Genomic DNA, 25,344 nt, shown 5'->3' on the forward strand with positions numbered 1-25,344 from the left:
CATTGCATATTTTGCAACACTTGTTGCACATCGTGTTTTGTGTGGTTATTCTGCACTGGATGGCCGGTAGCCGCAAGGGCAGAAGGGAGATCGATGTGACGTGGCCTACTACGTCGCTCCGCCCGCGGGCGGTGACCATCGGTGAGGGGCTCGCCGTGCTGGTGGCGTGTCCCGGTCCGCTGGAGGACTCGGAGAATTTCGAGCGAACCGCGGGCGGCGCCGAGGCGAATGTGGCCACCGTGCTCGCTCAGCTCGATGTGGACGCCGCGTGGATTTCCCGGGTCGGCGATGACGGATTCGGCCGGTATCTCACCGGACACCTCGCGGCACGCGGCGTGGATGTGTCGGCGGTTGTCATCGATCCCGCACGCCCCACCGCCGTCTATGTGAAGGAGCGCGGCAGCGGCTCGGGCAAGGCGACCGATCTGGCCGATGGAGCCAGCCGCATGCTTTACTACCGCACCGGCTCCGCCGCCAGCGCACTGTCCACCGCCGATCTGACAGCGGCGGCCGGACTGCTCGAACGCACCGACCTCGTGCACTTCACCGGAATAACCACCGCGCTCTCGGAATCCGCGACCCGCCTCACGGAAACCCTTGTCACACTTCCCCGCCGGGCCATGCTGGTCAGCTTCGATCTGAATTACCGTCCGGCGCTGTGGGCGGGGCGCGTCGAGCGGGCAGCCGAGGTGCTGGCTCGTCAGGTACGCGGCTGCGATGTGGTGTTCCTCGGCGCCGACGAGGCGGATGCGGTCTTCGGCACCGACGATGCCGACCGATTGCGCGCACTGTTCCCCGAGCCGGAACACTTGGTGGTCAAGAACAATGAGCATTCGGTGACCGGGTTCTCCGGAACCGAGCGCGTCGAAGTACCCGCGCTGGAACTGGAGATCACCGAGCGGATCGGTGCCGGTGATGCCTTCGCGGGCGGCTATCTTGCCGCCCTGCTACATGGACGCCCGCTGGCGCAGCGGCTGCGCTTCGGGCATCTGTGCGCCGCGGCCGCGCTGACCGGCACCGGTGATGTCGCGGAACTGCCGTCACCCGGTGCGCTGGAAGCATTGGCGATGCTCGACGAGTCCGCTTGGGGGCGCGTGCACTACAGCAGGGATGTCGTAGCAGAGAATGTGGCGTCATGAGCGAGCGAATCGAAGGCACAGCGCCCATGGCGATGACGGAGCCGAGTGCCGGCGAGGCGCAGTCATGAGCCAGAGTTTGTTGCGCGCGTTGACCATCCTGCTTTCGCTCGGGGAGGATGCGCGCTCGCTCGATCAGCTGGCCGGTGAACTCGGCGTGCACAAGTCGACGGTGCTGCGGCTACTGCAAACCATGGAATCGCAGCGCTTCGTCACCCACGACAGTCAGCACCAATACATTCTCGGTTCCCGGCTTTTCGAACTCGCCAATCGTGCCTTGGAACAGCGTGATGTTCGCACCATCGCCCGCCCGCACCTGAGCGCACTGAATTCCGCTACCGGACAGACGATTCACCTCGCCACCTACGAATCCGGTGACGCCATCTACATCGACAAATTCGATGCGATCCAGAGCGTGCGCATGTATTCCCGCATCGGCCGACCCGCCCCGCTGCACTGCACGGCGGTCGGGAAGGTGCTCGTCGCCGCACAGCCGCGCACGGAATGGCGCGCGATCGCCGAGCGCCTCGACTACCGCAAGTTCACCGACCGCACCATCCGCACCCCGGAGCGCTATCTGGAAGAGCTGGAACTCGTTGCGACACAGGGCTATGCGGAAGACCACGAGGAGCACGAAAGCTTCGTCAACTGCATCGGCGTCCCGGTGCGCAATGGCACCGGGACGGTGGTCGCCGCGGTCTCGATGTCGGTGCCGGACATGCTGCTCGACCACGACCAGGTGTTGGCCGAATTGCCGAGGGTTTGTGCGGCGGCCGATGCCATTTCTGCCGAACTCGGCTGGACTCCCGGCCGCACCCCGATGAAAGGCCACTCATGAGTGAGAAAATCGCCGTCCGCACCACCGACGCCCCCGCACCCGCGCACACCTTCTCCCAGGGCGTGCGCAAGGGCCCGTTCGTGCAGGTCTCGGGCCAGGGTCCGGTCGACCCGGCGACCAATGAGTACCTCTTCCCCGGCGACGTTGCCGCCCAGACGATTCGGACGCTGCAGAATGTCAAGGCAATCGTCGAGGCGAGCGGCGCCACCTTCGACGATGTGGTGATGCTGCGCGTCTACCTGACCAAGCGCGAGGACTTCGCCGTCATGAACGACGCCTACGGCCAGTTCGTCACCGCCAACACCACCGGAGACGTTTTGCCGAGCCGCACAACGGTATTCACCGGCCTGCCGCGGGAGGAAATGCTGGTCGAGATCGATGCGGTCGCCATCGTGTCGGCGTAACTAGCCGGAGTTGCGCAGCGCGGTGGCGAGTCCGTTCATGGTCAGCAGGATGCCGCGTTTGACGAGTTCGGAATCGTCGCCCGCCCGCAGCCGGCGCAGCAACTCGACCTGCATCTGGTTCAGCGGTTCCAGGTACGGGAAGCGGTTGTGGATCGATTCCGCCAGTGACGGGTTGTCGGCGAGCAGGTGATCATTGCCGGTGATCGCGGCGTGCATGCGGATGGTGCGGGCGTGCTCGTCTCGGATCATCCCGAAAATATGTTCGCGCAATGCCACATCATCGACGAGTTCGGCGTACCTGGCCGCGATATCCAAGTCGCTCTTGGCCATGACCTGGGCCAGATTCGACAGCACCGTCCGGAAGAACGGCCAGCGGCGATAGAGGTCCGACAGAATCGCCAAGCGGTTGGAATCGCCGCCGACCCACTCCTCCAACGCCGCACCGGTCCCGTACCAGCCCGGCAGCATGACGCGGGCCTGACTCCACGACATCACCCACGGAATGGCCCGCAGATCGTTCACCGAATTCGTCGGCTTGCGGGAGGCGGGACGACTGCCGATATTCAGATCGCCGACCTCGGCAACCGGCGTGGACTGCCGGAAATACTCGACGAATCCCGGTGTTTCGTGCACGAGCCGCGCATAAGCCGCACGGGCGCGCGCCGCCAGATCATCCATGAGGTCATAGGACGGCTCGGCATCGGGGCCGAGCCCCTCCACATCGAGCAGCGTCGACTCCAGGGTGCCCGCGATCAACGACTCCAGATTGCGATGCGCCGCACCGGATTCCGCGTATTTGGCCGCGATCACCTCACCCTGCTCGGTCAACCGCAGCGAGCCCCGCACGGCGCCGATGGGCTGGGCGAGAATGGCGTCATAGCTGCGCCCGCCACCACGACCGACCGTGCCGCCGCGACCGTGGAAGAGCCGCAGGCGAATTCCGGTCTTGCGCGCCACCTCGACCAGATCCAGCTCCGCCCGGTAGAGCGCCCAATTGGCGGCCAGATACCCACCGTCCTTGTTGGAATCGGAGTATCCGAGCATGACCTCCTGCCGCATTCCCTTGGCAGCCACCAGCTCTCGATACACCGGGACATCCAGCACCGCGGACAGGGTCGCCGCACCGGCACCCAGATCCTCGATGGTCTCGAACAGCGGCACGATATTCACCGGGCAGCTCGGCGGCCCATCGGGCTCACCGGGATCGAGCAGCCCGCCCTCCTTCAACAGCAGCGCCGCCTCCAACATGTCGCTGACCGAGGTGCACATGCTGATGATGTAGTTCGGGACCGCCTCGACGCCGAAGGTGACGACGACATCCCGTGCGGCACGGACGATATCGAGCTCCTTGGCGGCGAGTTCACTGAGCCGTGCATGCGGGCCGAGCAGCGGGCGACGGGTACGCAACTCGGCGGCGAGCAGTTCTACCCGCTCCGGCTCGGCGAGACTCGCGTAGTCCTGATGTACACCTGCCCAGGCCAGCAGCTCGGTGACGACCTGTTCGTGCATCTCCGAGTTCTGGCGCATGTCCAGGCCCTGCAGGTGAAATCCGAATGTCTCGACGGCATATCGCAGTGCGGCGAGCCGATCGTCGGCGAGCAGACCGTCACCACTGGCCCGCATCGAGACGTCCACGGCGTCCAGGTCGTCGAGTACCGCCTGCGGGGTCGCGTATGCCGGTGCACCCATGTCCAGCCCGTCCGCGGGCAATTCGCCGAGCGCGGCAAGTGCCGACGCCGACAGTCGCGCCCGAATCCGGTGCAGCGCACGGCGATACGGCTCATCGGAATGCGTCGCGGGATCGGGATAACCGGCCTCGGCCAGTGCGGCCACTTCCGGTGTCACCAGCACCAGCCGCGCCGATTGCGACAGCGACTTCTCCAGCTCCACCAGCTCGTGCAGGTACCGTCCGAACGCCACCGCCGACGCTTGCGATGCTGCCTGACGCACGACATCCGCTGTCACATAAGGATTTCCGTCACGATCGCCGCCGATCCACGATCCGGGGCGCAGGATCGGCCGCGGCAGCAATTCCGCGCCCGGCCACCGGGACCGCAGCGCCGCCCGAACTTCCGCATTGATCGCCGGAATGACGTCGAAGAGCGTGATGTCGTAGTAGCGCAGACCGACCGAGATCTCGTCCTGAATCCGCAAGCGCTGCAATCGAATCAGCGCGGTGCGCCACAGCGAGAGCACCTGGCGGCGGATCCGCAGCTCCAGATCCGCACGCGCCCGCTCGGTTTCGGTATAGCGCTGCCGCAATCGCATCAACTCGGTAATGCGGGTCTGCACATCGAAAACGGTGCGGCGCCGGGTTTCGGTCGGATGTGCGGTGATCACCGGCGATACCAAGGCGTCGGCGAGCAGATCGGCGACCTCGGCGCCGTCCAGGGCCGCTGCGTCGAGCTTGCGGTAGGTCGCCGCGAGCGAGGAATCCTGCGGCGGCTCCCCCGCCGCCTCATGCGCCGCGCGCCGCCTATCGCGCTGGATATCCTCGGCCAGATTCGCCAGCAGCACGAAATAGGTGAACGCGCGGATCAGCGGCAGCGCGACCGCTATCTCGACGCCGTCCAGCATCTCCGCCACCGCGCTGCGCTCGACCTCCTCGCGCCGCACCCGGAACGCCTCGATCCGCACCCGCTCGATCAAGTCGAAGACCTCGGGGCCCTCGTGATCGCGGATGGTGTCGCCGAGGACGCCGCCAAGGAAGCGAATGTCATCGCGCAGTGGCCGGGTCGCATCCTGTTCCGTCTCGATCCGCGCTTGGGTCATAATTTCGACCCTAGTGCCAGGTGCGACCCGGTTGGCGGTGACATTCGCCTCGGGCGGTTCGCGGCGAATCAGCCGAGCAGCTGGGAGAACCGCAGGTGGTTGCCCCACGGATCGCGGAAACCGCAGTCGCGGACGCCGTAGGGCTGGGTGATCGGCTCCTGATCGACATCGACACCGGCGTCACGCAGCCGGGCGAAGGTGTCGTCGACGGCCTCGGTGGTGAAGATCAGGGTGCCCTGCGCACCGCTGGCCAGCCTGGCCTCGGCGGCCGCGCGAGCGGCCTCGTTCGGGTTCATCCCTGGGTTCTCCAGGATGAATTCGATACCCGGCTGCGATGCCGGCCCGACGGTCAGCCAGCGACCGCCCGGAAACGGCATATCCTGGCGGACCTCGAAGCCGATGACATCGCGGTAGAACTCCAGCGCCTTGTCCTGGTCGCCGACCAGCACCGCGACGTGGGTGAGGGTGAAATCCTTGCCGTTGCTCATTTGATATCTCCTAGTCTCGAGCGGTATCACGAGCAAAGACGGCGAGTGCGCCCGGAATTCATCGGTGATCCCGCGAAAATGTTCGATCTCGGTGAATCGCTCACAGCTCCCCCAGCACCGCATCGCGCCGCTCGGTTTCCTCCCGGCGCGTGCGGTTGAACTCGTCGCACAACCCGCTGTGCCCGGATGCGCTCGGCCACCAAATCCGGATCGCTGTCCCGGTACAATTCGCCGCGCAGCATCCGTTCCTTTTGCTCGCCCACGAGCGCCGGGTCAGCCGACCTCGCTGGGTTGCCTGCGTGGTGCGGACAGGCGCTGGACGAGCACCTGTTCGAGCAGTGCGACGAGTACCTCTTTTACCGATCCCCGGTCTCGCGCATCACATTCCAGGATGGGGATCCACTCGTCGAGCTCGAGTGCCTCCCGGACCTCGTCGAGTTCGAAGTGCTCGCCCTGTTCGAATCGGTTGACCACCACCACGAATGGCGTGTTGTGCTCTTCGAAGTAGTCGAGCACCGGATAGCAGTCCTCGACCCGGCCCGTGTCCACCACGATCACCGCGCCGAGCGCGCCGTCGACCAGGTCGTCCCACAGGAAGACGAAGCGGTCCTGGCCGGGGGTGCCGAACAGGTACAGGATCAGCGAGCTGTCGAGGGTGATGCGGCCGAAGTCGAGGGCGACGGTGGTCTCGGTCTTATCCGCGCGCCGCCCCGGATCGTCCACGCCGATGGCGACCTCGGTCATCGCCGCCTCGGTCACCAGCGGTTCGATTTCGGAGATCGCGCTGATGAATGTTGTTTTGCCGACACCGAATCCGCCGCTGATCACGATCTTGACCGACGAGGGCATCGACCGCTCGGCCGGTGGTGTCCGATATTCAGAGTGCCCGTACAAGGTCCCTGATCCTCTCGATGGCTGCGGTGGAAAGTTCCGGAGCGTCCCGGACCGAAACATGCCCGGCGGCCGCGAGATCGCTGACGATCACCTTCGCGACGCCCACCGGAACGTGCAGCGCCGTCCCGATTTCGGCGATGGAATGCGGCTGCTGGCACAGCCGAACGACGGTGCGCTGTTCGAAGTGCAGCGGCGCGGACAGCGCGGCGGGCAGCGCCCGCACCAGTGTTTCGATGCGCAGCCCGTCGATCAATGGCGTGGTGCGTCCCGCCGTGACGACGAACGGGCGCACGAATCGGTCATCGACGCCCTGCTCGTCCGGACTGTCTTTCGGCGACCGGCCGGCCGCGAGCCGGCCGAAAGTTTGGTTGACCGGGATCATCCGCGGGTCCGGCAACCGCGGCCGGTATGGATCTCTCATCGGCGCAACGACTCTCGCAATTCCGAAATGAGCGCCGGGTCCAGCAGCGCACCGGCCCGCTCGGCCAGCACCGCCATCTCGTAGCCGACGAGACCGACATCGCAACCGCCGTCGGCGATGACCCCGAGGCAGCTGCCGTCACCGATGGCGGAGACCAGCAGGAAGCCACGCTTCATCTCGATCATGATCAGCTTCAGGCCGTCGAATGCGTAACTGCGCGAGGCACTTCGAGCCAGGCTGGACAGACCCGACACCATGGCCGCCAGTCGATCCGCACCGGTACGGTCCAGGCCCTCCGACATGGCGATGAGCAGGCCGTCGGAGGAAACGGCGACGGTATCGCGGACGCCATCGGTATTGCGGACGAAGTTGGCCAGCATCCAGTTGAAGGTGTGCGGGTCCGCAGCCTGTATATGGGTGGTCATCGAATCTCCTCTGCGGTGGTGGGTGAAGCCGAGGTTTGCGCCAAATCCGTGGCGCGCGGGATGTTTTCGGACGTCCCTGTTCCTGGCGGGGTGAGAGCGCCACGCTCATGTCCGGCGCGGAAGGACGAGAGCATGCTGCGAATCTCGGCCGGTGAGCGATCCGCGACCGGAGCGCTCGGCGGCTCAGGAGCGAGAAGCCCTGGTGCGCCGTCAGTTCCGATGTCCGCTGGACGTGCTCGCTTGTTGCGCTTGACCAATCCGTTCTTGGTGCGCTGCACCACGTTCGGCGCACCAGCGGATTCCGCTGCCGCTGTGACCGTTTCGGGAACCTGCCATAGCGAACCGCTGGCCGAAGACGGCGAAGCGGGCTGTGAACCCTTGAATGCGGTTATGCCGTCGATAGGGCGGGCACCGGATCCGTCGGCTGCGGGCACACCGTGCGGGGCTCGGCTGGCACCATCACTTCCGGTAGCGCTGGGCAGACGGGTCAGCGATCCATTGCTCCCGTCGCGTGTGTATATAAATCCGATGGATCCGATGGATTCGGCACTGTCATCGGAACCGTCCGGCGTGGACAGGAATTGGGCGAACGGCGCGGGTCCCGGTGCGACGAATCCCGGTCGGGAATGCGCGGGTCCACCGGAGCGTGGTGGCCGAGACGCGGTGCCGTCGGGGTCGGATGCGCCGGTCGTCCGCGCATCATGGGTCGGCGCACCGGATAGCGGAGCGCCAGGCACCGAAGCGTCGGGGTCCGGAGCACCGGCGAGCGGGGCACCAGGCATGGAGCCGCCACCTACCACCGCGTCATCGGCTGGGGCACCATTGACCAGAGCGACCGGCACCGAGGTCCCGTTCACCGAGGCACCAGCTATCCGAGCGCCGTTAACCGGAGCGCCAGGAGCCCCATCAGCCGGGGCACTGTGCCGCGGCCTGCCGAGCACCGGTCTCGGCGAAACAGCTTCGCTCGCGGGAGATCCCCCCAAGGCCGGGAGGTCACCGGTCGCCGCCGACTCGACCTGCCCTTGCGCACCGGCCACCGCAGCCGAATCGCTCCGCTCTCGCGCTGCGGGTGCGCGCCGATCTTTCTCTCCCGCAATGATTCCCGCGGGCAACAGCAGCCGCGCGACGACCCCGCTCACCGGCGAGACATTCAACTCGACTTCGATCCCGAGCCGCCGCGCCAACCGGCCGACCACGTAGTGGCCCAGATACCGCGTCGGCGCGACAACGAAATCGGTCTCGCCGCGCAGCCGGGCATTCGCCTCGTCCAACTGCTCCACCGGCATCCCGACACCGTGATCCACCACCGCGAGCAGATATCCGGCAGGCAGCTTGCGTCCGTAGATCTCGACCTCCATATCCGGTGGAGAGAAGGCCAATCCGTTCTCGATGAGCTCGGCGAGCATATGCGCGAGATCAGTGACCACCGCGCCGGTGATCGCGAGATCGTCCACTCGCCGCAGCACCACCCGGCGATAGTCGTCGACCTCCGACAACCCGGCGCGAATCACATCGGTGAGCGAAATCGGCTCGGCCCAGCGCCGCGGGCTTCCCGCACCCACCAGCACCAGCAGACTTTCGGCATTGCGCCGCATGCGGGTAGCGAGGTGATCGAGCTCGAACAGATTGGACAGCGCCTTGGGATCGAGTTCCTCGCGTTCGAATTCACTGATCAGCCCGAGCTGACGGCGAACCAGATTCTGGTTGCGCCGCGCCAGATTCGCCATCGATTCGGTGGTATTGCGGCGGACCAGCGCCTGTTCCGAAGCCAATTCGAAGGCCGTGGTCTGGACACCGTCCAGTGCGCCCGCCACCGCGGCGATTTCGACACTCGCGCCGCGCGGCGTGCGCACCGGCGCAGGCGGATCCGGTTGGGTGTCATCGGATTCCCGCCAGGCCGCGATCACCCCGGGCAGTCGGTGATTGGCGACATCATCCGCCTCCGCCGCCAACTCGGCGAGTGGACGCACGATGGCGCGCACACTGGTGAAGACCAGCGCTACCTCGGCGGCAACGGCGATCAGCGCAGCGAGCAGGAAGCCGCCGAGGGTCAACAACGCATCCCGGCGCAGCGCCGTCGCGCGCCGCTGCACATCGTCACCGACCGCCTGCTGGACCGTGCGCTGCTCATCGATGACCGCCGTCATCTGCGCCCACCAAGTGCTCGGATCCACCGAACGCCCCAGCGGACCGGCGCTCGACGCGATCGCGATCCGCTCCGATTCACCAGCCTTGACGGCATTCTCGCTGCGCAGCGCCGCATCGAGCTCGGCCTGCTGTGCCGCGGTCGCGTCGCGCGCGAAGGCGGTCAGACCGGCCATCTTGGCGGCGCGAATATCGAGGAATTCGACATACTCGCCATTGCGGAACTCATCGGCGGCGAAGACGCCATTGAGGAATCCGCGTTCCTTGGCGGTCTGCTCCTTGGCCTCGCCGAGGGCGTACAGCGCCTCGAGGCCGTGCCGCACCTCGGCGTCGCGCGCCTGATCGAGCCCGAGCGTCAGACGATTCAGTGCGGAAATACCGTCGGTATAGAACTGAAAGGCGGCCTGCCTGCTGGTGCGGCGGGCATCGATCTGGGTACGGGTCGCATCCAGCGCGTCGAATTGGCCGATCGCCGAACGCACCTGGGCCGCGCCCGGCGCGTTCCCGGCCGCGGCCTCCTCGAGTGCGGCCAGCGCACGATTCGTTTCGACCCGCTGATCGGCCACGGTCTGCACCAGCCGGGCATCGCCGCCCAGCAGACCATTGCTGAGGCCGCGTTCGCGCTGTGCCTGCTGCACCAGATCCTGGACGGCCAGCGCGAGCGAGACCGCGCGCACGGTGTCACCACTGTCTCGGAAGGCCTTGACCTCCCGGGCGACCGTCACGCCGAGCAGCGCCAATACCAAAACCAATGAGACGACGAGGATTCGGGCCAATTGCCCCCGAATCGTGCGCGGTCGCACTATTCCGCTTCCGGCAACCTGGCGTTCACTTCTGGAGTCGGCAGTCATATCCGTTGTGCCACCGGGTTTTTCCGACCGTTGACGTAAACGCACCACCCTGCTCCTCCGATTGCCAAGCCGTGACAGCTCCACGGCGAGCACACGGAAGGTCACGCAGCAGCCTGCTGCAGGGGTAGGTCGCTGTCAACGCGAAAACCGGGCAAAACGGTCACAGAACGCATTTGTATACATGCTGGTAATGCACCGTTTCCGCGGTGTCGATCCGCTCACACCGCGGCGCCGGACGGTGTGACGTGACGGCCGTCGCAGACAGCTGTGCCGAGGATTCGCTGTGCACGATTCCGGCCGAATCCTTCGCTCCCACCTCCCATCGCGACCAGCAATGCCCCGCATATCGTTTGATATGGTCATGATCTCCGGATAGCCGCAGGTCGAGAGGGCGGGGATGGCGCACCGATTGAAGTTGATGCTGCTCGCGGCGGCTGTGCTGCCGGGGTTGGTCGCGTGCGGGAGCTCGAAGAGCGGAGACGCGACGCCGAGCAGCGGAACGAGCGCCGCTCCTGTGAAGTTGTTCGATCCCTGCACGCAGATCCCCGATGACGTACTCACCGCAGCCGGGGTCAAGCCGTCGACCAAGGAAAGTGGTATCGCTGGCGTCCACCAGTCGGGGTGGGAGATCTGTGGCTGGAAGGCCCCCAAGTATTCGATCACTGTCTTCTCCACGGCTCGCCCGGTATCCGACTTTGAGCAGAAGCCCGGCAATGTCGATTTTCATGACACCACCGTCGGGGGGCGAAGCGGCCGCCAATTCCGGGTCGAAGGAGGGTCCAAAGACCTTCGCTGCGACGTTGTCCTTCCAGCCGCTCAGGGCGTGCTGCAATTGATGTTGGTCAACAACGCCGCCCTCGATAACCCTGAGGACCCGTGCGTCCTTTTGAACCGAGTCGGTTCCTCGATCGTGCAAGTTCTTCCGAAGTAGCCAGAAGGGGGAGATGTGAGCGAAGACGACATTGCTCAGTGGCGCAAGTTCGCAGGCCAAGCTCGGACCGGGGAACTGTATCTAGATGACGAAGCCGCAGCGCGCCAGTGCCTGACCGCGTGTGACGATCGCATCAACGATCTCAATGCCATGCTCACGTACGCGAATGCCGCCCAAAACGTCTCAGGCTTCGGCGATTTCAACATGGCCAACGACCTGGTCAAAATGTTCAAAGGTCAAGCCACCGGCGAGAACAACTCGATCGACGTGATCATCCGCGAACACATCGAGGTCGTCAAAGATATGGGCCAAATCATGGCCCTGTCGATCAAGCGCATTACCGGTCAAGACGTGACCAACTCGACATACTTCAACACCAACACCGAATCACTAGGCGGCTGACACCATGGGATTCGGCATGTTCAATTGGAGCGCAGGCGATCTCGGCTCCGCAATGCTGGAAAGCCTCACCGACTGGATCGCCGGCGACGAGCGCAAACCCGGCGTCGACCCCGCCGCAGTGCAGACCAAATTCAATGAGCAGCGCGACGGCGTCCGCAGCACCGCCAATGGCATCGGCTTCCAGGGCGATTTCCGGCCGCGTTCGGTCAAATCCCGCGACGACTTCGATACCCCGTCCACCTCGCAACTGCGCGAAAAGGTCGACAAGATCGATCTCACCGCCGTCGGCAATCTCGCGACAGCATGGAATGAAATCGGCAAACGCGCTGAAACCTCGTTGAATACTTTCAATGACGCGATGAAACGCGCGACCGACGAAAGCATCTGGAAAGGCGCTTCGCGCAATGCCGTAGCCAAGGCGGTCAGCGACTACAGCACCCAGGCTGTGCAACTCGCCAACGCCGCCAAGCTGACCGGAAGCAAGGTCGCCGAACTCGAGACCGGTCTGGAACCGACGAAAGCCCTTGTGCCGCATGCCCCTGACCTCCGGTCGAATGTCGAGAACGCCAGGCATTGGATCGCGGGCCGCGGTTGGCGCGATAACGACGAGGCCGAGAGCACCGCGCATGCGGAAGCGGTCCGTGTGCTGCGCACTGTGTACGCCCCGGTGATCGAGGAGACAGACACCAACGTTCCGGTCATCCCGAAACCTGATAATCCGACCGCGAAGCCGGGCGAAACCCCCAACACCGGGCCGGGTTACAGCCCCGGCGGCAGCCAGCCCGGTTCCACCCCCGGCGGCAGCCAGCCAAAACAAGAACCCTCGAACACCGAGGAGAGTCCGACCACCGATCCGTCGGGTACCCAGTCGACGGCTGGTTCGACGACGCCGAGCACCACCGGCACCGACCCGACCACGACCAAGCCGGACACCACCGCGACCAACCCGTCGTCGACGACAACACCGACCAGCGCGGGTTCGCCGACCCACTCGGGCAGCCCGAGCGGCACCCCCGGTTCGACCGCCCAGTCCCCGGGCCGAACCGTCACCGGCACACCGACCGGCTCCGCCACGCCCACCGCCGCTGCCACAACCACCGCTGCCACCACGGGTCGCAATGGCATGTCCGGCATGGGGTCCCCCGGCAATCGCGGCGGCAAGGACGAAAACGAGTCCAGCAAAGCCATCCCCGACTACTTGATCAACCAGCAGAACGGCGAAGAGCTCATCGGGCTCGCCAATGCACCGAAGACGGTCCCGCCGGTCATCGGCGAATGAGCGTCGGCAGACAGGAAGACCGCATGACAACCGCGCGGCGGTGGCGTTTTACCGCGCTCGAATTCCGAGTGCTCTGGGAATCGACCGGACGGGATGTGCTCCCCTATCCGCTGCGACATCGTTCCACCGAGGTCCTCCAGGAGGATTCGGATCGGCTGCGTCGGGCCGCGGCCCAGGTGGTGGTGCCACAACTGGACGAGGATCTGGTGCGCGCCGTCGAGGTGCTGCTGGCGCCCGAGGCGCGGGTGGAGGTGGCGGGGTTCCGCGGTCCGCGCAACGAGCGCAAGATCCGCGCGCACGGCGGCGTGCATTTCCAGCACGGCGCACTGGCTATGCAGGAGCCGGGCCCCGAGCACGAGCATGGCGGGGATGTGGACCTGCTGTTCCTAGCGGCCGACGATCTGGCCCCCGCCGTGGTCGATGTATTGCCGGAATCCCGTCCGGGACAGGGTAAACCGATGCGGGTACCGATCGAGGAGCTGGAGAAGCCGCCGCCTGTGGTGCGCGACGCGTGGCGTCCGACGGTGCGCGAGGAGTTCGACACATTCTTCCGTCGCCCGACGACCGCCACCGTGCACGTCGGGGTGTATCCGCTCGGCAGCGTGGACAATCGGCATACCAAGGGCCGCAAGGACTTCCAGATCACCGATTTCGAAAATGACGGCCGCTATGTCAGTTTCGGCAGTCGCACCGTGATCGTGAAGCCTACCGATCGCCGGCGCATCACCACGACGCTGCGCGAAATGATCAGCCGCACAGTCGAAGAGGTCCGCAGCGGCGATCATTTCGTACGCTGAGGACTCAGCTCTTGACCTCGCCCAGGATCCCGAGCACCACATCCGAGGTGTAGAACGGCTCCAGCCGCTCGCGAATCAGCTTGCCCAGCACGCCATTGCGCTTCGCACCCTCGATGACGGCGGGACCGTACCGCAGGATCTCCTTGGCGATATCGTCGCCGGACAGACCGAGTTCCGGCAGCATCGCGGCCAGCGTGAAATCGCCGTACTTGGTGAAGAAGACATCCACGCACTCGTCCACGAGCAGCCCGAAATACTCCTTCTCCCTGGTGGTCACCGCGATCTCGTAGCAGAGCAGCACCAGTTCGTTGAGATCCTTCTGGGTCAGATAGTCCCGCAGACCGCTCACCGGCTCGTCGGCGTGCAGATCCCAGAACTCCATCGCGGCATCGTGCACCGGAGCGTCGCGCAACATCTCCCGGATGGCATTGTTGGTGCGCTTGAGCGCGAATACCGCACCCTTACCCGCCATATCGCCGATGAAGGTGCTCTCGGTGGCCTTCTTGGCGGTCTTGGCCGCCGACTGTCCCATGGAGATCAGCGATGAGACACCGGGAATCTTGCCCGCGAACTGCTTATTCGCCTCCATGAAATCGGAGATGAGCTTATCCACGAACTTGGAGGCGACTGTGGCGACCAGCGGGCTCTCGGTCAGCCGCTCCAGGATCCGCTCCTGCGCCTGATGCATGCCGAAGATCTTCTCCAGCAGCGCCTCGACCGGTTCGCGGTCGACCACCTGCCCCAGGGTGTAGTCGTTGTTCGTGGCGATGTGGTCGTAGATCGAGTCGGCGAATACCCCGACCATATCCGCGATGACCGGACTGCCGCCGATGAGATCGATGACAGTGCGGACCGTTTCCTTGGCATCATCGATGCCGACGACATCGCGGAAGATCAGGGTGTCGGCCACCCCGAGCACCGATTCCACGTCCCGGACGACGACCTCGGTGAAGCGCTCGCCGCTCACCTCGGCCAGCAGGAACTCCACTTGGGCATCGAGTAGCCGTTCGGCGATCTCACGCGGCTCGCTCATCGAATATCACCATCACATTCGTAGTCCGTCGCTCGGTCAGGTTACGGATCGTTCGATTCGACGTCATTGCCGTGCAACGATTTCCGTATCTGAGCCAGACGCTCGCGCGCCGCTTTCTCGCGCGCCTCCCATTGTTCGTCGGCGCTGCGGCCCGCAGGAGTCTGCCGGTCGAGTTCGCCCATCCCCTGCGCGGTGCCGAAGCGCTGCTCGACCTTATCGCGAACTGACTCAAAAGTAGGTACGCCGCCGGACGAATATCCGCCCAGCTCGGAGCCGGACGGGATACCGGTCGGCGGTACCGGTACCGCAGGTACCGGAGAAATGCCTCCGACCTGCCCGGATGCTCCCGTGCCCGACTGTTGGTCATGCGGTTGCGATGTCACAGTGGCGGGACTCACAGCGGCCTCGGAGCCGGTATTACCGAGTCCGGCTGCCTCCACAACCGCGGTGTGCACCCACGAGAGCCGAGGTCGCCCCGCGGTGGCAGCGCCGAGCACCGCCAATAGTTCGTCATCGGACAGTGCTGCGAGGCGCGCGGTGATCTCACCCAAATCACTCATATCGCCAGGCTACGCATCAGCGCAATCACGGGTTGAGCAGTTCACCCGCCCAGGAGCGGATCAAATCCTGCCAGTCGACTCCGGTCGACATGATCAGATCGTTGTGATGCCCGCCGGGAAAGACCACAAATCGCTTCGGCTCGGGTGCCGCCGCATACAACCGCTCGGCATGCCGCAGTGGCAGGAGTTCGTCCTGGTCGCCGTGCATGATCAACACGGGTGCGCGCAGCTTGCTGATGCGGCGCAGGCTCGGATAGGCGTCCGGGACGAACGGGCTGGGCAGGAAGGGATATACCGAGCGGGCCGCGTCACGCAGCCCGGTAAAGGTGGACATCAGAATGAGCCCCGTGGGTGGATGCTCGATCGCGAGTTCGAGCAGCACGCCGCCGCCGAGCGATTTGCCCAGGTAGACCACACGATCCGGGTCGACGCCCGGCTGTTCCAGTAAGACCCCGCGGGCCGCGTGGGCGTCGAGATAGGTGCCGTACTCGGTGGGTCGCCCGGTGCTGCGCCCGTAGCCTCGGTAATCGAAAGTCAGTACGTCCAAACCGATTTGGGTGAGCAGCGCGTAGATCGGCACCCGGTCGCCGATATTGCCCGCATTGCCGTGTGCGAACAGGACGTGCCCGATCGAGCGTGTGGCGGGCAGCCACCAACCCTGCAGCGTCTCGCCATCGGTCGTGCGGATGGACAACTCGGTGTAGTCCATCCCGAGGATCGACGGCGTCTGCACTACCTGGCGATCGGGCATGAAGGTCAGCGCATTGAGGATCGGACTGGCCGGATGTCGCATGCCATCGTTCTTACCCGGAACCCGCCGCCGCTGCGCGCCGACTCCCCGAATGCACTACACCTCGACGACGTCGACGCCCTTCCAGAACGCGACCCGGTCACGCACCTGCTCGGCCTCCGGCTTCGGATCCGGGTAGTACCAGGCGGCATCCGGATTCTTCGCGCCCTCGACCTCGACCGTGTAATACGACGCGAGCCCCTTCCACCCGCACACGGTATGCGTATCGCTGTCCCGGAAGTACTCCGTCTTCAGCGCTCCCGCCGGAAAGTAGTGATTACCCTCGACCACCACGGTGTCGTCGCTCTCGGCCAACACCGTGCCATTCCAGATGGCTCGTAAACTCATCGAATCTCCCACCGTCGCACCGGATTCCGCCGCGCACAAACCACGGCTGACGTGTGTAACCCGACTCACACCCGCCCTATTCCCGCGCTCGTGTTCCGCGACGCAGCGCACGATCCTTTTACACCGCGCACCTGCTGCTGGCCGCCGTGCGTACCAGCAGCAACCGCGTGTGACCGGTGTTCCGTTATACGCCGAGACCCGCTTTCAGCGCCGGCCAGGATTTGGGCAGTGCGGCCTTCCAGTACGGCCATGAGTGCACGCCGACGGCGGCGTAGTCGATGGAGAGATCGGCACCGAACAACTTCATAGCCGGCGAGACAGCGAGGGTGCAGTCGTGCGAGATGTTTTCGATCTCGTTCGACCGGATCGGGTCGTTGGGCCACGACCATCGATCATCGAACGGGGCATCATCGGGTCCGGGCACGCCCGTGCCGACGTACAGGTGGACCGGTTTACCGCGCAGCGCGTCGAGGTGCTTGCTCGGATCGTGCGCCGCCCACTCCGGGTTACCCGCGGCTCCCCACATATTGTCCGGATTCCCACCCTTGGATTCGACTACCGGCCGCACCGACAATTGCCCGACACCGTCGGTGGAGTAGCAGCCACTGAAGGCCGCCAGGGCCCTGAACATATCCGGATGCCGCACCGCCAGAATGGCTGCCGCTCCCGCTCCCATCGAAAGCCCGCCCACGGCGTAGACCCCATTGCCCTTCAGCTCACGGTCGATCAACGGCGGCAACTCCGAGGTCAGGAAGGTCTCCCACTTCTGGTGCCCCAGTTTCGGGTCATCCTTCAACCAGTCGGTGTAGTAGGTTCCCCCGCCACCGACCGGCATCACCACATTGACCGGCTTGTCGGCGAAGAACTCCTCGGCGCCACCGCGCAGCGTCCAAGTGCTCGCCGGCTGGGATTCCGATGCCCCGTTTCCGTCCAGTAGCAGCAGGGTCGGCCGAGATGCCGACTGGTTCGCCGGCACCAGCACGTCGAGGTGGATGGTCCGGTTCATCGCGGGCGAGCGAACATACATCTGCCATTGCTGCGCGGAGGTGTGCTCGATCCGCTCGACGGTGGCGGCCGCGTTCGCCTGCGGAGCCGCGACGATCAGTGGCGCGACCGCGACCGCCATGGTCGCGGCGACAGCCCCCAGTCGGCGGAAAACCCGATGTCCTCGCAACACCGACATGCGCAAACCCATGTGCACCCTCTCATCGACAGTCGGCCCTTTCGGGGCCCGTGGCTGATTCGCGTCGACAATGCCATGGAACGCGCACTCAGACTTCCCACCGTCGGTAACTATCGGGCAACGTCGCAATCTGCGGCCCTCGCCGTGTGGTGACAGCCGGGCGCCTGCAATATCCGTGCCCCTAGCGCCACAACGCCAATTCTCAGCAATATCGCGGATTTCGTACGCGAGTGGGCGGTGAGCGCATCGGCGGCACGCACCGTACCCGCGCACAACGAATCGCTCGCTACCTGCGTCGGCGATCGCATGGTCGCAGGGAAACATAAATGCACTGAGCCCCAACGTAATTCGACCCGGGCACAGGACCGCCCGGGCCCGACATCAGCTCACCAGCCGCGTAACACCGCACCGACCACATCGGCAAATCGCAGGCTCACGGGCGACACGTAAGGCACCGAGCCACAACGCAAATCGACCCCGGACACAGTAGCGCCCGGGCCCGATAACAGCTCACCAGCCGCGCAGCACCGCACCGACCACATCGGCAAATCGCAGGCTCACGGGCGACACGTAAGGCACCGAGCCACAACGCAAATCGACCCCGGACGCAGTAGCGCCCGGGGCCGATATCAGCTCATCAGCCGCGCAGTACCGCACCGACCGCGCCGGCGGCGGCGGCGACCGCCGAATCACGCGCGGCACTCGCTTCGTCCTCGGTCAGTGTCCGGTCACCGGCACGGAAACGCAGTGCGTAGGTCAGCGACTTGCGACCTTCACCCGCCTGCGCGCCCTCGTACACGTCGAACAGGGCGATATCCTCCAGCAACGCACCGCCGCCAGTGCGCAGCGCCGATTCGACCGATGCCGCGGGCACGGACTTCGCGACACTCACCGAAACGTCCTGCAGTACCGCCGGGAACGGGGAAACCACTGGGACAGGGCGGGATTCGCGCAGCGGCAGGGCATCGAGATCGAGTTCGACGGCGCAGGTGCGCGGCGGCAGGCCCGCCCGCTCCAGAACTGCCGGATGCAATTCACCCGCATACCCGATGACCTGACCATCGACCACCAACTCGGCGCACCGCCCCGGATGCCACGGCAGGTGGACCGCCGGACGACGCTCGATGCTCACGCCCGCCGCATCGCCGACGGCATCGGCGAGAGCGAAGGCATCGGCGGCCTCCGCCGGACGCCCGGCACCCCACGGCCCACGCGGTTCTCGCCGACCCGTCAGTACCGCGCCGATGTGCACCGGCTGGGCGGGCAGCGAATCGAGCAGTTCCTCGATCTGCGCATCGGTCGGACGTCGATCCACCGGCAGCGCCGCCACCGCGCGCACATTCGGACCGGGCAGCACCACCTGCGCGATCCCGAAGATCGCGAGATCGCGCGCACCGCGAGAGATATTGCGCGCGGCCACTTCCAGCAGCCCCGGCAGCAGCGTGGTCGCCAATTCCGCGCGCTCCACATCGAGCGGGTTCAGCACCCGTGTGGTGTTGCGGCGCGGATCGTCGGCGTCCAGACCCCAGATGTCGAAAACCCCGGCGGCGAGGAACAGCGGCGGCGGCACCTCGACGCAGCCGGCGAAGGCCAGCGCCCGGCTCACCGCGCGACGGCGACGCTGCGCGGTGGTCAGCCCACGACCGGCCGGCGCGGTCGGAATGACGGACGGAATCTGCTCCAGCCCCTCCAGCCGAAGCACCTCTTCGACGAGATCGGCGGGCTGGGCCAGGTCGGGCCGCCAGCTCGGCGGCGTGACGACGAGCTGTCCGTGGCCGGTGGCCTCGTCGACGCCCACCTCGACCGTGCAGCCGATCTGCGCGAGCCGACGCGCCGAGGTTCCGGTCGGATACACCACGCCCGCCACCCGATCGGCGAGATCGATATCGATCCGGATCGGCGGCGCGGCGGGCACCGGAACCCGAACATCGGTAAGCGCGGATTCCACAGTGCCACCGGCGATTTCGGCCAGCAGCGTGGCCGCGCGATCGAGCGCGGCGACATTGATCTCCGGATCGACGACGCGCTCATAACGCTTACCGGCCTCGGAGACCAGCTTGTGCCTGCGCGCGGTCCGGTAGACCAGCAGCGGATTCCAGGTGGCGGCCTCGAGCACGATATCGGTCGACTCCGCGCCGACTTCCGTTGTCGCACCGCCCATTACGCCCGCGAGGGAGACCACGCCGGAATCGTCGGCGATCACCACATCCTCGGCATCGAGCACCCGCTCGACCTCGTCCAGCGTGCGCAGCGTCTCGCCGCTATTGGCCGTGCGCACGACGAGCCCGCCGTTGAGCTTGGCCCCATCGAAGGCGTGCAGCGGCTGGCCGAGCTCGAGCATCACATAGTTGGTGACATCGACCGCGGGGGAGATCGGGCGCACACCTGAAAGCAGCAGCCGACGCTGTAACCACCAGGGGCTCACCGCATTCGGGTCGATACCGGTGACCCGGCGCACCGCGAAACGGGTGCACTTGGACTCCGGCTCGAGCCGGACCGGCCATGCGTCCTGCTCGTCATCGGGCAGTGTCCGCACCGCCGGATCCGCGTATTCGAGATCGAATCCGCACGCCAACTCGCGCGCCAGACCACGGGTCGAGAAGCAGTACCCGCGATCAGGCGTGATGTTCAGCTCGATGACCGTATCGTCGAGTCCGAGCAGCTCATTGGCGTCGGTGCCCGGTTCGGCGGTACCCGGCTCGAGCACCAGAATCCCCGAATGATCCTTGCCGATACCGAGTTCGGCGACCGAGCAGATCATGCCGTTGGACACATGCCCGTAGGTCTTGCGCGAGGAGATCTGGAATCCGCCGGGCAGCACCCCGCCCGGCAGCACCACGACCACCAGATCGCCGACAGCGAAATTCGTTGCGCCGCAAACGATCTCCTGCAGCTCCGGGTTGCCCACGTCCACCTTGCAGAACCGGATCGGCTTCTTGAACTCGGTCAGCTCGGTGATCTCGGCGACACGACCGACCACTAGCGGCTTATCGATATCACCGCTCACCCGCTGGAGCTTGTCGACCTCTTCGACCTCCAGCCCGACGCGGACGAATCCGGCATCGAGCTCCTCCGGGGTCACCGACCAGTGGGGGGTGGTCCGCTGGAGGATTTCGGTCAGCCAGGACTGCGCTACTCGCACTTGACGTTTCGCTCTCTCGATCGAAGGGTCGTTGAAATCGACAAGCTCAGGACCGGATACCGAAGGGCAGCGTGAAACGCACGTCGCCCTCGACGATGTCCCGCATGTCCGGGATGCCGTTGCGGAACTGCAGTGTCCGCTCCAGCCCCATGCCGAACGCGAACCCGCTGTACACCTCGGGATCGATCCCGCTGGCGATCAGCACCTTCGGGTTCACCATGCCGCAGCCGCCCCATTCGACCCAGCCCGCGCCGCCCTTCTTGTCCGGGAACCACACGTCGACCTCGGCAGAGGGCTCGGTGAACGGAAAGTAGTTGGGACGCATACGCGTCCGGGTATCCGGCCCGAACAGGGCGCGCGCGAACGCGTCCAGGGTGCCGCGCAGATGCGCCATGGTCAGACCCTTGTCCACCGCCAGTCCCTCCACCTGGGAGAAGACCGGGGTGTGGGTGGCGTCGAGCTCATCGGTACGGAAGGTCCGGCCGGGGCACACCACATAGATCGGCAGTTCGCGCTCGAGCAGCGAACGCACCTGAACCGGCGAGGTGTGCGTGCGCAGCACCTGCCGCGAACCTTCAGGCGCGATATGGAAGGTGTCCTGCATCGTGCGGGCCGGATGGTCGGGCAGGAAATTCAGCGCGTCGAAGTTGAAGTGCTCAGTCTCGACCTCGGGCCCTTCGGCGACCTCCCAGCCCATCGCGACGAAGACGTCGGCGATCTGCTCGGAGATAACCGTGATCGGATGCCGTGCACCGACGGCGTCCCGGCGCGCGGGCAGCGTCACATCGATCGTCTCGGCGACCAGCACGGCGGCGTCGCGCTCGGCGAGCAGGACCGTGCGGCGCGATTCGAAGGCCTCCGATACCCGCGCCCGCGCGACGTTAACGCGCTTGCCCGCGTCCGCCTTCTCCGACTTCGGCAGGCTGCCGAGCGCGCGCTGCGCCAGCGCCAGCGGCGCCTTACCGCCGAGATGCTCGGTCTTGGCGACCGCGAGCGCATCCAGATCGGCGGCCGCCGCAAACGCCTTCTCGGCCTCTGCCGCGGCGGCGGCCAATGCCTCCTCGCTCAGCGCTGCGTTCTCGACTCCATCGTTGTCGTCGGCCACGATCGTTCGTCTCTCCCCTGGGGATCGGTTCGCGGGTCCGCGTAATTGCCTACCCACATTGCTGCTGGTCGAATCGTATTCGATGCGCGATGGCCGATTCATCCGGATTACCGCTGTGGCGCTTGCCGAGCGTGTGCCAGCTCGAACTTGCGCAGTTCACCCACGGCCAGCGCGGCTCGACGGACAGCGGCAATTCGTTGATCGCCACAGCGCGCCGCAGTTCCCATTTCCGACGACGAACAGCGCGAACCCCGCGACGGGGACCAGGATTGCGAACAGCGCACGCTTCGGCCTCGCCGCAGGTTGCGCCCGGTTCGATGCCCGGCACGCACCACTCATGTCCAAAAGCCCGTCGTGATAAGGCCCGGAAGTGGCGCGCACCCCACGACGGCGGCCGTAACCAGAACGCAGCTGCGCGCCCGCCCCACGCGAATGACATGGGGCGGGCGCATAGCCGCCGATCAGTGCCGTGACAATCAGTCCACTGCGGTGATGCGGCTGGGCAACAGCCGGGAAAGCACCGCGCCCACCGCGACGATCGCGGCGCCGACCCACACGGCGGGAATCAGACCGTCGACGAAGCTCTGCGGATCGGTATAGGAGCCGTGTGAGGCAAAGACCGACGCCAGCACGGCGACACCCATGGCCACACCCACCTCACGGATGGTGCTGTTGGTGCCCGACGCCATCGCCCGATCCTCTGGACTCGCACTGGCCATCACCACGGTCGCACCGGGCGCGAAGGTCAGCCCCATCCCGATGCCACCCAGCAGGAACGGCCCGACGAATGCGACGTAGCTCGCGTCGACCGAGGCCACCGCCGCCATCCAGGCCAGGGCCACCGCAAGCAACGCCTGTCCGGCCGTCAGCAGATTCCGCGCGCCGACCCGGTCCACGATCAACCCGGCCAGCGGCGCAACCACCATCGGCGCCATCGTCCACGGCATGGTCCGGATGCCGGACTGCAGCGGCCCGAAGCCCTGCACCACCTGGAAGTACTGCGCCAGCAGGAAGATCGAGCCGAAGACGCCGACCGAAAAAGTGAAGACGGTCGTATTGCTCACCCGGAATGCCCGCGAGCGGAACAACCGCAGCGGCAGCATCGGATCCGGCGTCCGCAACTCCCAGGCGATCAGCAGTCCGAGCAACAACGCACCGCCGATCAGCGCGGTAAGCACGCCGGTCGAGGTCCAGCCGTCATCGGCGCCGTGGATCACGCCCCACACCACCGCGAGCACACCGCCCGCGGACAGCACCAGCCCGAGCGGATCCAGCCGCTTGGCCCGCCCGTGCGATTCGGTCAGCACCCGCGCCGCGAAGGGCAGCACCAGCACGCCGATCGGCACATTCACCCAGAAGATCCATTGCCAGCTCAGCCCCTCGACCACCGCGCCGCCGATCAGCGGGCCGAGTGCGACACCGAGTCCGGAGATGCCACCCCAGATGCCGATGGCGGCACTGCGCATCTTCTCCGGGACCGCCGATGACAGCAGGGTCAGCGAAAGCGGCATCACCGCGGCCGCACCGAAACCCTGTATCGCCCTGGCGGCGATCAGCATCCAGGGCTCGGTGGCCAGCGCGCACGCCGCCGATGCCGCAGTGAAGATCGCGATACCGGCCAGGAAGACCCGTCGGCGGCCGAGCCGGTCACCGATGGATGTCGCGGTGAGCAGTAGCGATGCGAAGGCCAGCGTGTAGGCGTTGACGAACCATTGCAGATCGGCGAGGGAGGCGCCGAGTTCGGTGCGGATCACCGGTAGCGCATTGGTCACCACCAGGTTGTCCAGCGTGACCATGAACATCGGGATGCCGACCGCGGCCAGCACGGCGGCCAGCGCCCGCCCGCCCGCGCGTTGTTCGACGGACGCCTGCGGGGCGGCGGTTACGAGTGTCTCGGACATGTCCAGCCTTTGTTGTAATCGACTGATAACTAACTGCTCGAAGAGTATGCATCGGCTGATAACATGTCAATGGCGAGCGGCCGACGACGAAGTGGAGCACGATGGCGAGTTCAACCCGAACCCGGATGACCGCATCCGAACGCAGCGAGGAAGTACTGCGCGCGGCCGTCACCGCATTCGCCGAATCCGGTTATGCCGCAACGAAAACCGATGAGATCGCGCGGCTGGCCGGAGTTTCGCAGCCGTATGTGATCCGCCTCTTCGGCACCAAACAGCAACTGTTCCTGGCTGCGGCGAACCAAGTATGCGACCGCATCGAAGACATCTTCCGCGCGGCCGCCGCCGAAGGCATCACACCCGACTCCACGCAGGACGAGAAGATGCGCGCGCTCGGCCAGGGCTATAAGACGTTCCTCGACGAACGCGAACTACTCCTGGTGCTGCTACATGCCTTCGCCGCCGCCTCCGATCCGGCCATCGGCCCGAACGTCCGCGAGCGCTTCGGCGGCATCTACAGCGTGATCCAAGAGCTCACCGGCGCATCCATCGCGGAGATTTGCCGCTTCCTCGGCAACGGCATGCTGCTCACCGTGATGGCCGCCATGGGTGTCGCCGGCCCCGATTCGGTCGAGGTCTGCTGGGCCACCGACATGCTCGAAAGCCTCCGTGCCGAGGCGGAGTAGCCGGTGTGTCCCGTGCCGTGACGGCACGGCCTGCGGGTGCGCAGTTTTGCTCATGGTGATCCAGACCGATGGCAACGGCGTCGTGGTGCCGGAAAATGCGCGAGACCGCTTCGTCGCGGTTGATGGCAGCGCAGTCGATTTGTCCCCACGACCATGTCAGGAGTATCTCGCTTGACCACATCACTGCCGGTGAATCTCAAGCACACCAACGATATTCACCCCTCGGTCGATGTACCGCTGATACGCGAGGCGGTGTGTCCGGAGCGGACGCTGTGGTCGCCGGCGGAATTGCGGGAGTTGACCAGGTCGGTCGCCGATGCCATGGCAACACCGCTTCTGGACATCGTGCGGTTCGATACGCAGCAACGTTGGTGGACGCGGCTGGCGCTGACCATGGGCGTCGAGGTGTGGCTGCTGTCGTGGGCACCGGGACAGGGCACCGAACCGCACGATCACGGCGGTGCGTCCGGCTCGTTCACGGTATCCATCGGTGAACTCGGCGAGGAATACCGTCATCCCGGCGGCCCGGTCCGCACGACGCAATGGCGGGCGGGCGAAACTGTCGCCTTCGGACCTGAACGCGCGCATCGGCTGCGCAACCACAGCACCCGCCCGGCCGCGTCGGTACACGCGTATTCGCCACCACTGCGACCGGTCCGCGAGTACCGCACGCTCACGGATTTCGTGGGCGTATGAGCGAACGCAGTGAGCGAACCGGTCATGCCGCAGGCGAGCGAGGCGCAGGCATAAGACCAGTCCTCGCCGGGGCGACACCCTCCAAGACGACCTGCCTCCAGCTAAAACCTACGGGGACGC

24 protein-coding genes are annotated in these 25,344 nt (G+C 65.8%); 9 read left to right on the forward strand and 15 right to left on the reverse strand.

Translation table 11 applies throughout. From position 1 onward, the window contains the following. Positions 1-59: 59 nt before the first annotated feature. The 3 genes from ACFYOW_RS39360 (at position 60) to ACFYOW_RS39370 (ending at position 2,378) form a co-directional block, all read left to right on the forward strand. Positions 60-1,139 (forward strand): sugar kinase, encoded by a 1,080-nt coding sequence (locus ACFYOW_RS39360; RefSeq protein ID WP_387295424.1) that lies wholly within the window; start codon positions 60-62, stop codon positions 1,137-1,139. Between the two features lie 64 nt (positions 1,140-1,203). Beyond that, positions 1,204-1,974, forward strand: a complete 771-nt coding sequence (locus ACFYOW_RS39365) for an IclR family transcriptional regulator (RefSeq protein ID WP_387295426.1) — start codon at positions 1,204-1,206, stop codon at positions 1,972-1,974. Continuing rightward, a complete protein-coding gene (locus tag ACFYOW_RS39370) occupies positions 1,971-2,378 on the forward strand; it encodes a RidA family protein (protein ID WP_387295428.1) in 408 nt (135 codons plus the stop codon). The genes ACFYOW_RS39365 and ACFYOW_RS39370 overlap by 4 nt, the downstream gene beginning before the upstream one ends. On the opposite strand, the gene ppc is transcribed toward ACFYOW_RS39370, so the two are convergent. From ppc to ACFYOW_RS39405, 7 genes are all read right to left on the reverse strand, one after another. Beyond that, on the reverse strand, positions 2,379-5,150 hold the full coding sequence (ppc, locus tag ACFYOW_RS39375; protein WP_387295430.1) for a phosphoenolpyruvate carboxylase: 2,772 nt from the start codon (positions 5,148-5,150) through the stop codon (positions 2,379-2,381). Between the two features lie 68 nt (positions 5,151-5,218). After that, on the reverse strand, positions 5,219-5,638 hold the full coding sequence (locus ACFYOW_RS39380; protein WP_387295432.1) for a VOC family protein: 420 nt from the start codon (positions 5,636-5,638) through the stop codon (positions 5,219-5,221). 26 nt (positions 5,639-5,664) lie between these two features. Continuing rightward, the gene (locus ACFYOW_RS39385) at positions 5,665-5,880 is read right to left on the reverse strand and encodes a maltose acetyltransferase domain-containing protein (protein WP_387295648.1); all 216 of its coding nucleotides are present in this window, start codon (positions 5,878-5,880) and stop codon (positions 5,665-5,667) included. Positions 5,881-5,911: 31 nt separating this feature from the next. Next, positions 5,912-6,466, reverse strand: coding sequence for an ATP/GTP-binding protein (locus tag ACFYOW_RS39390; protein ID WP_387295650.1), 555 nt, complete (start codon positions 6,464-6,466; stop codon positions 5,912-5,914). 49 nt (positions 6,467-6,515) lie between these two features. Next, positions 6,516-6,953, reverse strand: a complete 438-nt coding sequence (locus tag ACFYOW_RS39395; RefSeq protein WP_387295434.1) for a DUF742 domain-containing protein — start codon at positions 6,951-6,953, stop codon at positions 6,516-6,518. Next, positions 6,950-7,378 (reverse strand): roadblock/LC7 domain-containing protein, encoded by a 429-nt coding sequence (locus ACFYOW_RS39400; RefSeq protein ID WP_387295436.1) that lies wholly within the window; start codon positions 7,376-7,378, stop codon positions 6,950-6,952. Before ACFYOW_RS39400 ends, ACFYOW_RS39395 begins: the two co-directional genes overlap by 4 nt. Further along, positions 7,375-10,326 carry a nitrate- and nitrite sensing domain-containing protein gene (locus tag ACFYOW_RS39405; protein ID WP_387295438.1) on the reverse strand — a complete coding sequence of 984 codons (2,952 nt, stop codon included), beginning with the start codon at positions 10,324-10,326 and terminating at the stop codon, positions 7,375-7,377. Before ACFYOW_RS39405 ends, ACFYOW_RS39400 begins: the two co-directional genes overlap by 4 nt. A gap of 466 nt (positions 10,327-10,792) precedes the next feature. Between ACFYOW_RS39405 and ACFYOW_RS39410 the strand changes: the two genes are divergently transcribed. From ACFYOW_RS39410 to ACFYOW_RS39425, 4 genes are read left to right on the forward strand one after another with little or no spacing between them, the layout of a single operon-like run. After that, positions 10,793-11,305, forward strand: a complete 513-nt coding sequence (locus ACFYOW_RS39410; protein ID WP_387295652.1) for a DUF3558 domain-containing protein — start codon at positions 10,793-10,795, stop codon at positions 11,303-11,305. A gap of 15 nt (positions 11,306-11,320) precedes the next feature. Continuing rightward, on the forward strand, positions 11,321-11,707 hold the full coding sequence (locus tag ACFYOW_RS39415) for a hypothetical protein (protein ID WP_387295440.1): 387 nt from the start codon (positions 11,321-11,323) through the stop codon (positions 11,705-11,707). A 16-nt stretch (positions 11,708-11,723) separates the two neighbouring features. Next, positions 11,724-12,986, forward strand: coding sequence for a hypothetical protein (locus ACFYOW_RS39420; RefSeq protein WP_387295442.1), 1,263 nt, complete (start codon positions 11,724-11,726; stop codon positions 12,984-12,986). A gap of 23 nt (positions 12,987-13,009) precedes the next feature. After that, a complete protein-coding gene (locus tag ACFYOW_RS39425) occupies positions 13,010-13,783 on the forward strand; it encodes an ESX secretion-associated protein EspG (protein WP_387295444.1) in 774 nt (257 codons plus the stop codon). A 4-nt stretch (positions 13,784-13,787) separates the two neighbouring features. Here the strand turns inward: ACFYOW_RS39425 and ACFYOW_RS39430 are convergent, their stop codons facing one another. The 8 genes from ACFYOW_RS39430 to ACFYOW_RS39465 all read right to left on the reverse strand — a co-directional run bounded on the left by ACFYOW_RS39430 (position 13,788) and on the right by ACFYOW_RS39465 (position 23,845). Then, the gene (locus ACFYOW_RS39430; protein ID WP_387295446.1) at positions 13,788-14,816 is read right to left on the reverse strand and encodes a hypothetical protein; all 1,029 of its coding nucleotides are present in this window, start codon (positions 14,814-14,816) and stop codon (positions 13,788-13,790) included. 41 nt (positions 14,817-14,857) lie between these two features. Beyond that, the gene (locus ACFYOW_RS39435; RefSeq protein WP_387295448.1) at positions 14,858-15,376 is read right to left on the reverse strand and encodes a PspA/IM30 family protein; all 519 of its coding nucleotides are present in this window, start codon (positions 15,374-15,376) and stop codon (positions 14,858-14,860) included. 25 nt (positions 15,377-15,401) lie between these two features. Further along, on the reverse strand, positions 15,402-16,169 hold the full coding sequence (locus ACFYOW_RS39440) for an alpha/beta hydrolase (protein ID WP_387295451.1): 768 nt from the start codon (positions 16,167-16,169) through the stop codon (positions 15,402-15,404). A gap of 54 nt (positions 16,170-16,223) precedes the next feature. Next, a complete protein-coding gene (locus ACFYOW_RS39445; RefSeq protein WP_387295453.1) occupies positions 16,224-16,514 on the reverse strand; it encodes a DUF427 domain-containing protein in 291 nt (96 codons plus the stop codon). Between the two features lie 184 nt (positions 16,515-16,698). Beyond that, entirely contained in the window at positions 16,699-17,709 is a 1,011-nt protein-coding gene (locus tag ACFYOW_RS39450) for an alpha/beta hydrolase (protein WP_387295455.1), read from the reverse strand. A 625-nt stretch (positions 17,710-18,334) separates the two neighbouring features. Further along, a complete protein-coding gene (gene pheT / locus ACFYOW_RS39455) occupies positions 18,335-20,839 on the reverse strand; it encodes a phenylalanine--tRNA ligase subunit beta (RefSeq protein ID WP_387295457.1) in 2,505 nt (834 codons plus the stop codon). Between the two features lie 46 nt (positions 20,840-20,885). Further along, positions 20,886-21,944, reverse strand: a complete 1,059-nt coding sequence (pheS, locus tag ACFYOW_RS39460; protein WP_387295459.1) for a phenylalanine--tRNA ligase subunit alpha — start codon at positions 21,942-21,944, stop codon at positions 20,886-20,888. Between the two features lie 476 nt (positions 21,945-22,420). Continuing rightward, positions 22,421-23,845 carry an MFS transporter gene (locus ACFYOW_RS39465; protein WP_387295461.1) on the reverse strand — a complete coding sequence of 475 codons (1,425 nt, stop codon included), beginning with the start codon at positions 23,843-23,845 and terminating at the stop codon, positions 22,421-22,423. Between the two features lie 101 nt (positions 23,846-23,946). On the opposite strand from ACFYOW_RS39465, the gene ACFYOW_RS39470 reads away from it, so the two are divergent. Next, positions 23,947-24,528, forward strand: coding sequence for a TetR/AcrR family transcriptional regulator (locus tag ACFYOW_RS39470; protein WP_387295463.1), 582 nt, complete (start codon positions 23,947-23,949; stop codon positions 24,526-24,528). A 171-nt stretch (positions 24,529-24,699) separates the two neighbouring features. Continuing rightward, positions 24,700-25,224, forward strand: coding sequence for a cysteine dioxygenase (locus ACFYOW_RS39475; protein WP_387295465.1), 525 nt, complete (start codon positions 24,700-24,702; stop codon positions 25,222-25,224). Positions 25,225-25,344 lie beyond the last annotated feature (120 nt).

Source organism: Nocardia sp. NPDC006982 (assembly GCF_042869435.1).
GTDB lineage: Bacteria > Actinomycetota > Actinomycetes > Mycobacteriales > Mycobacteriaceae > Nocardia.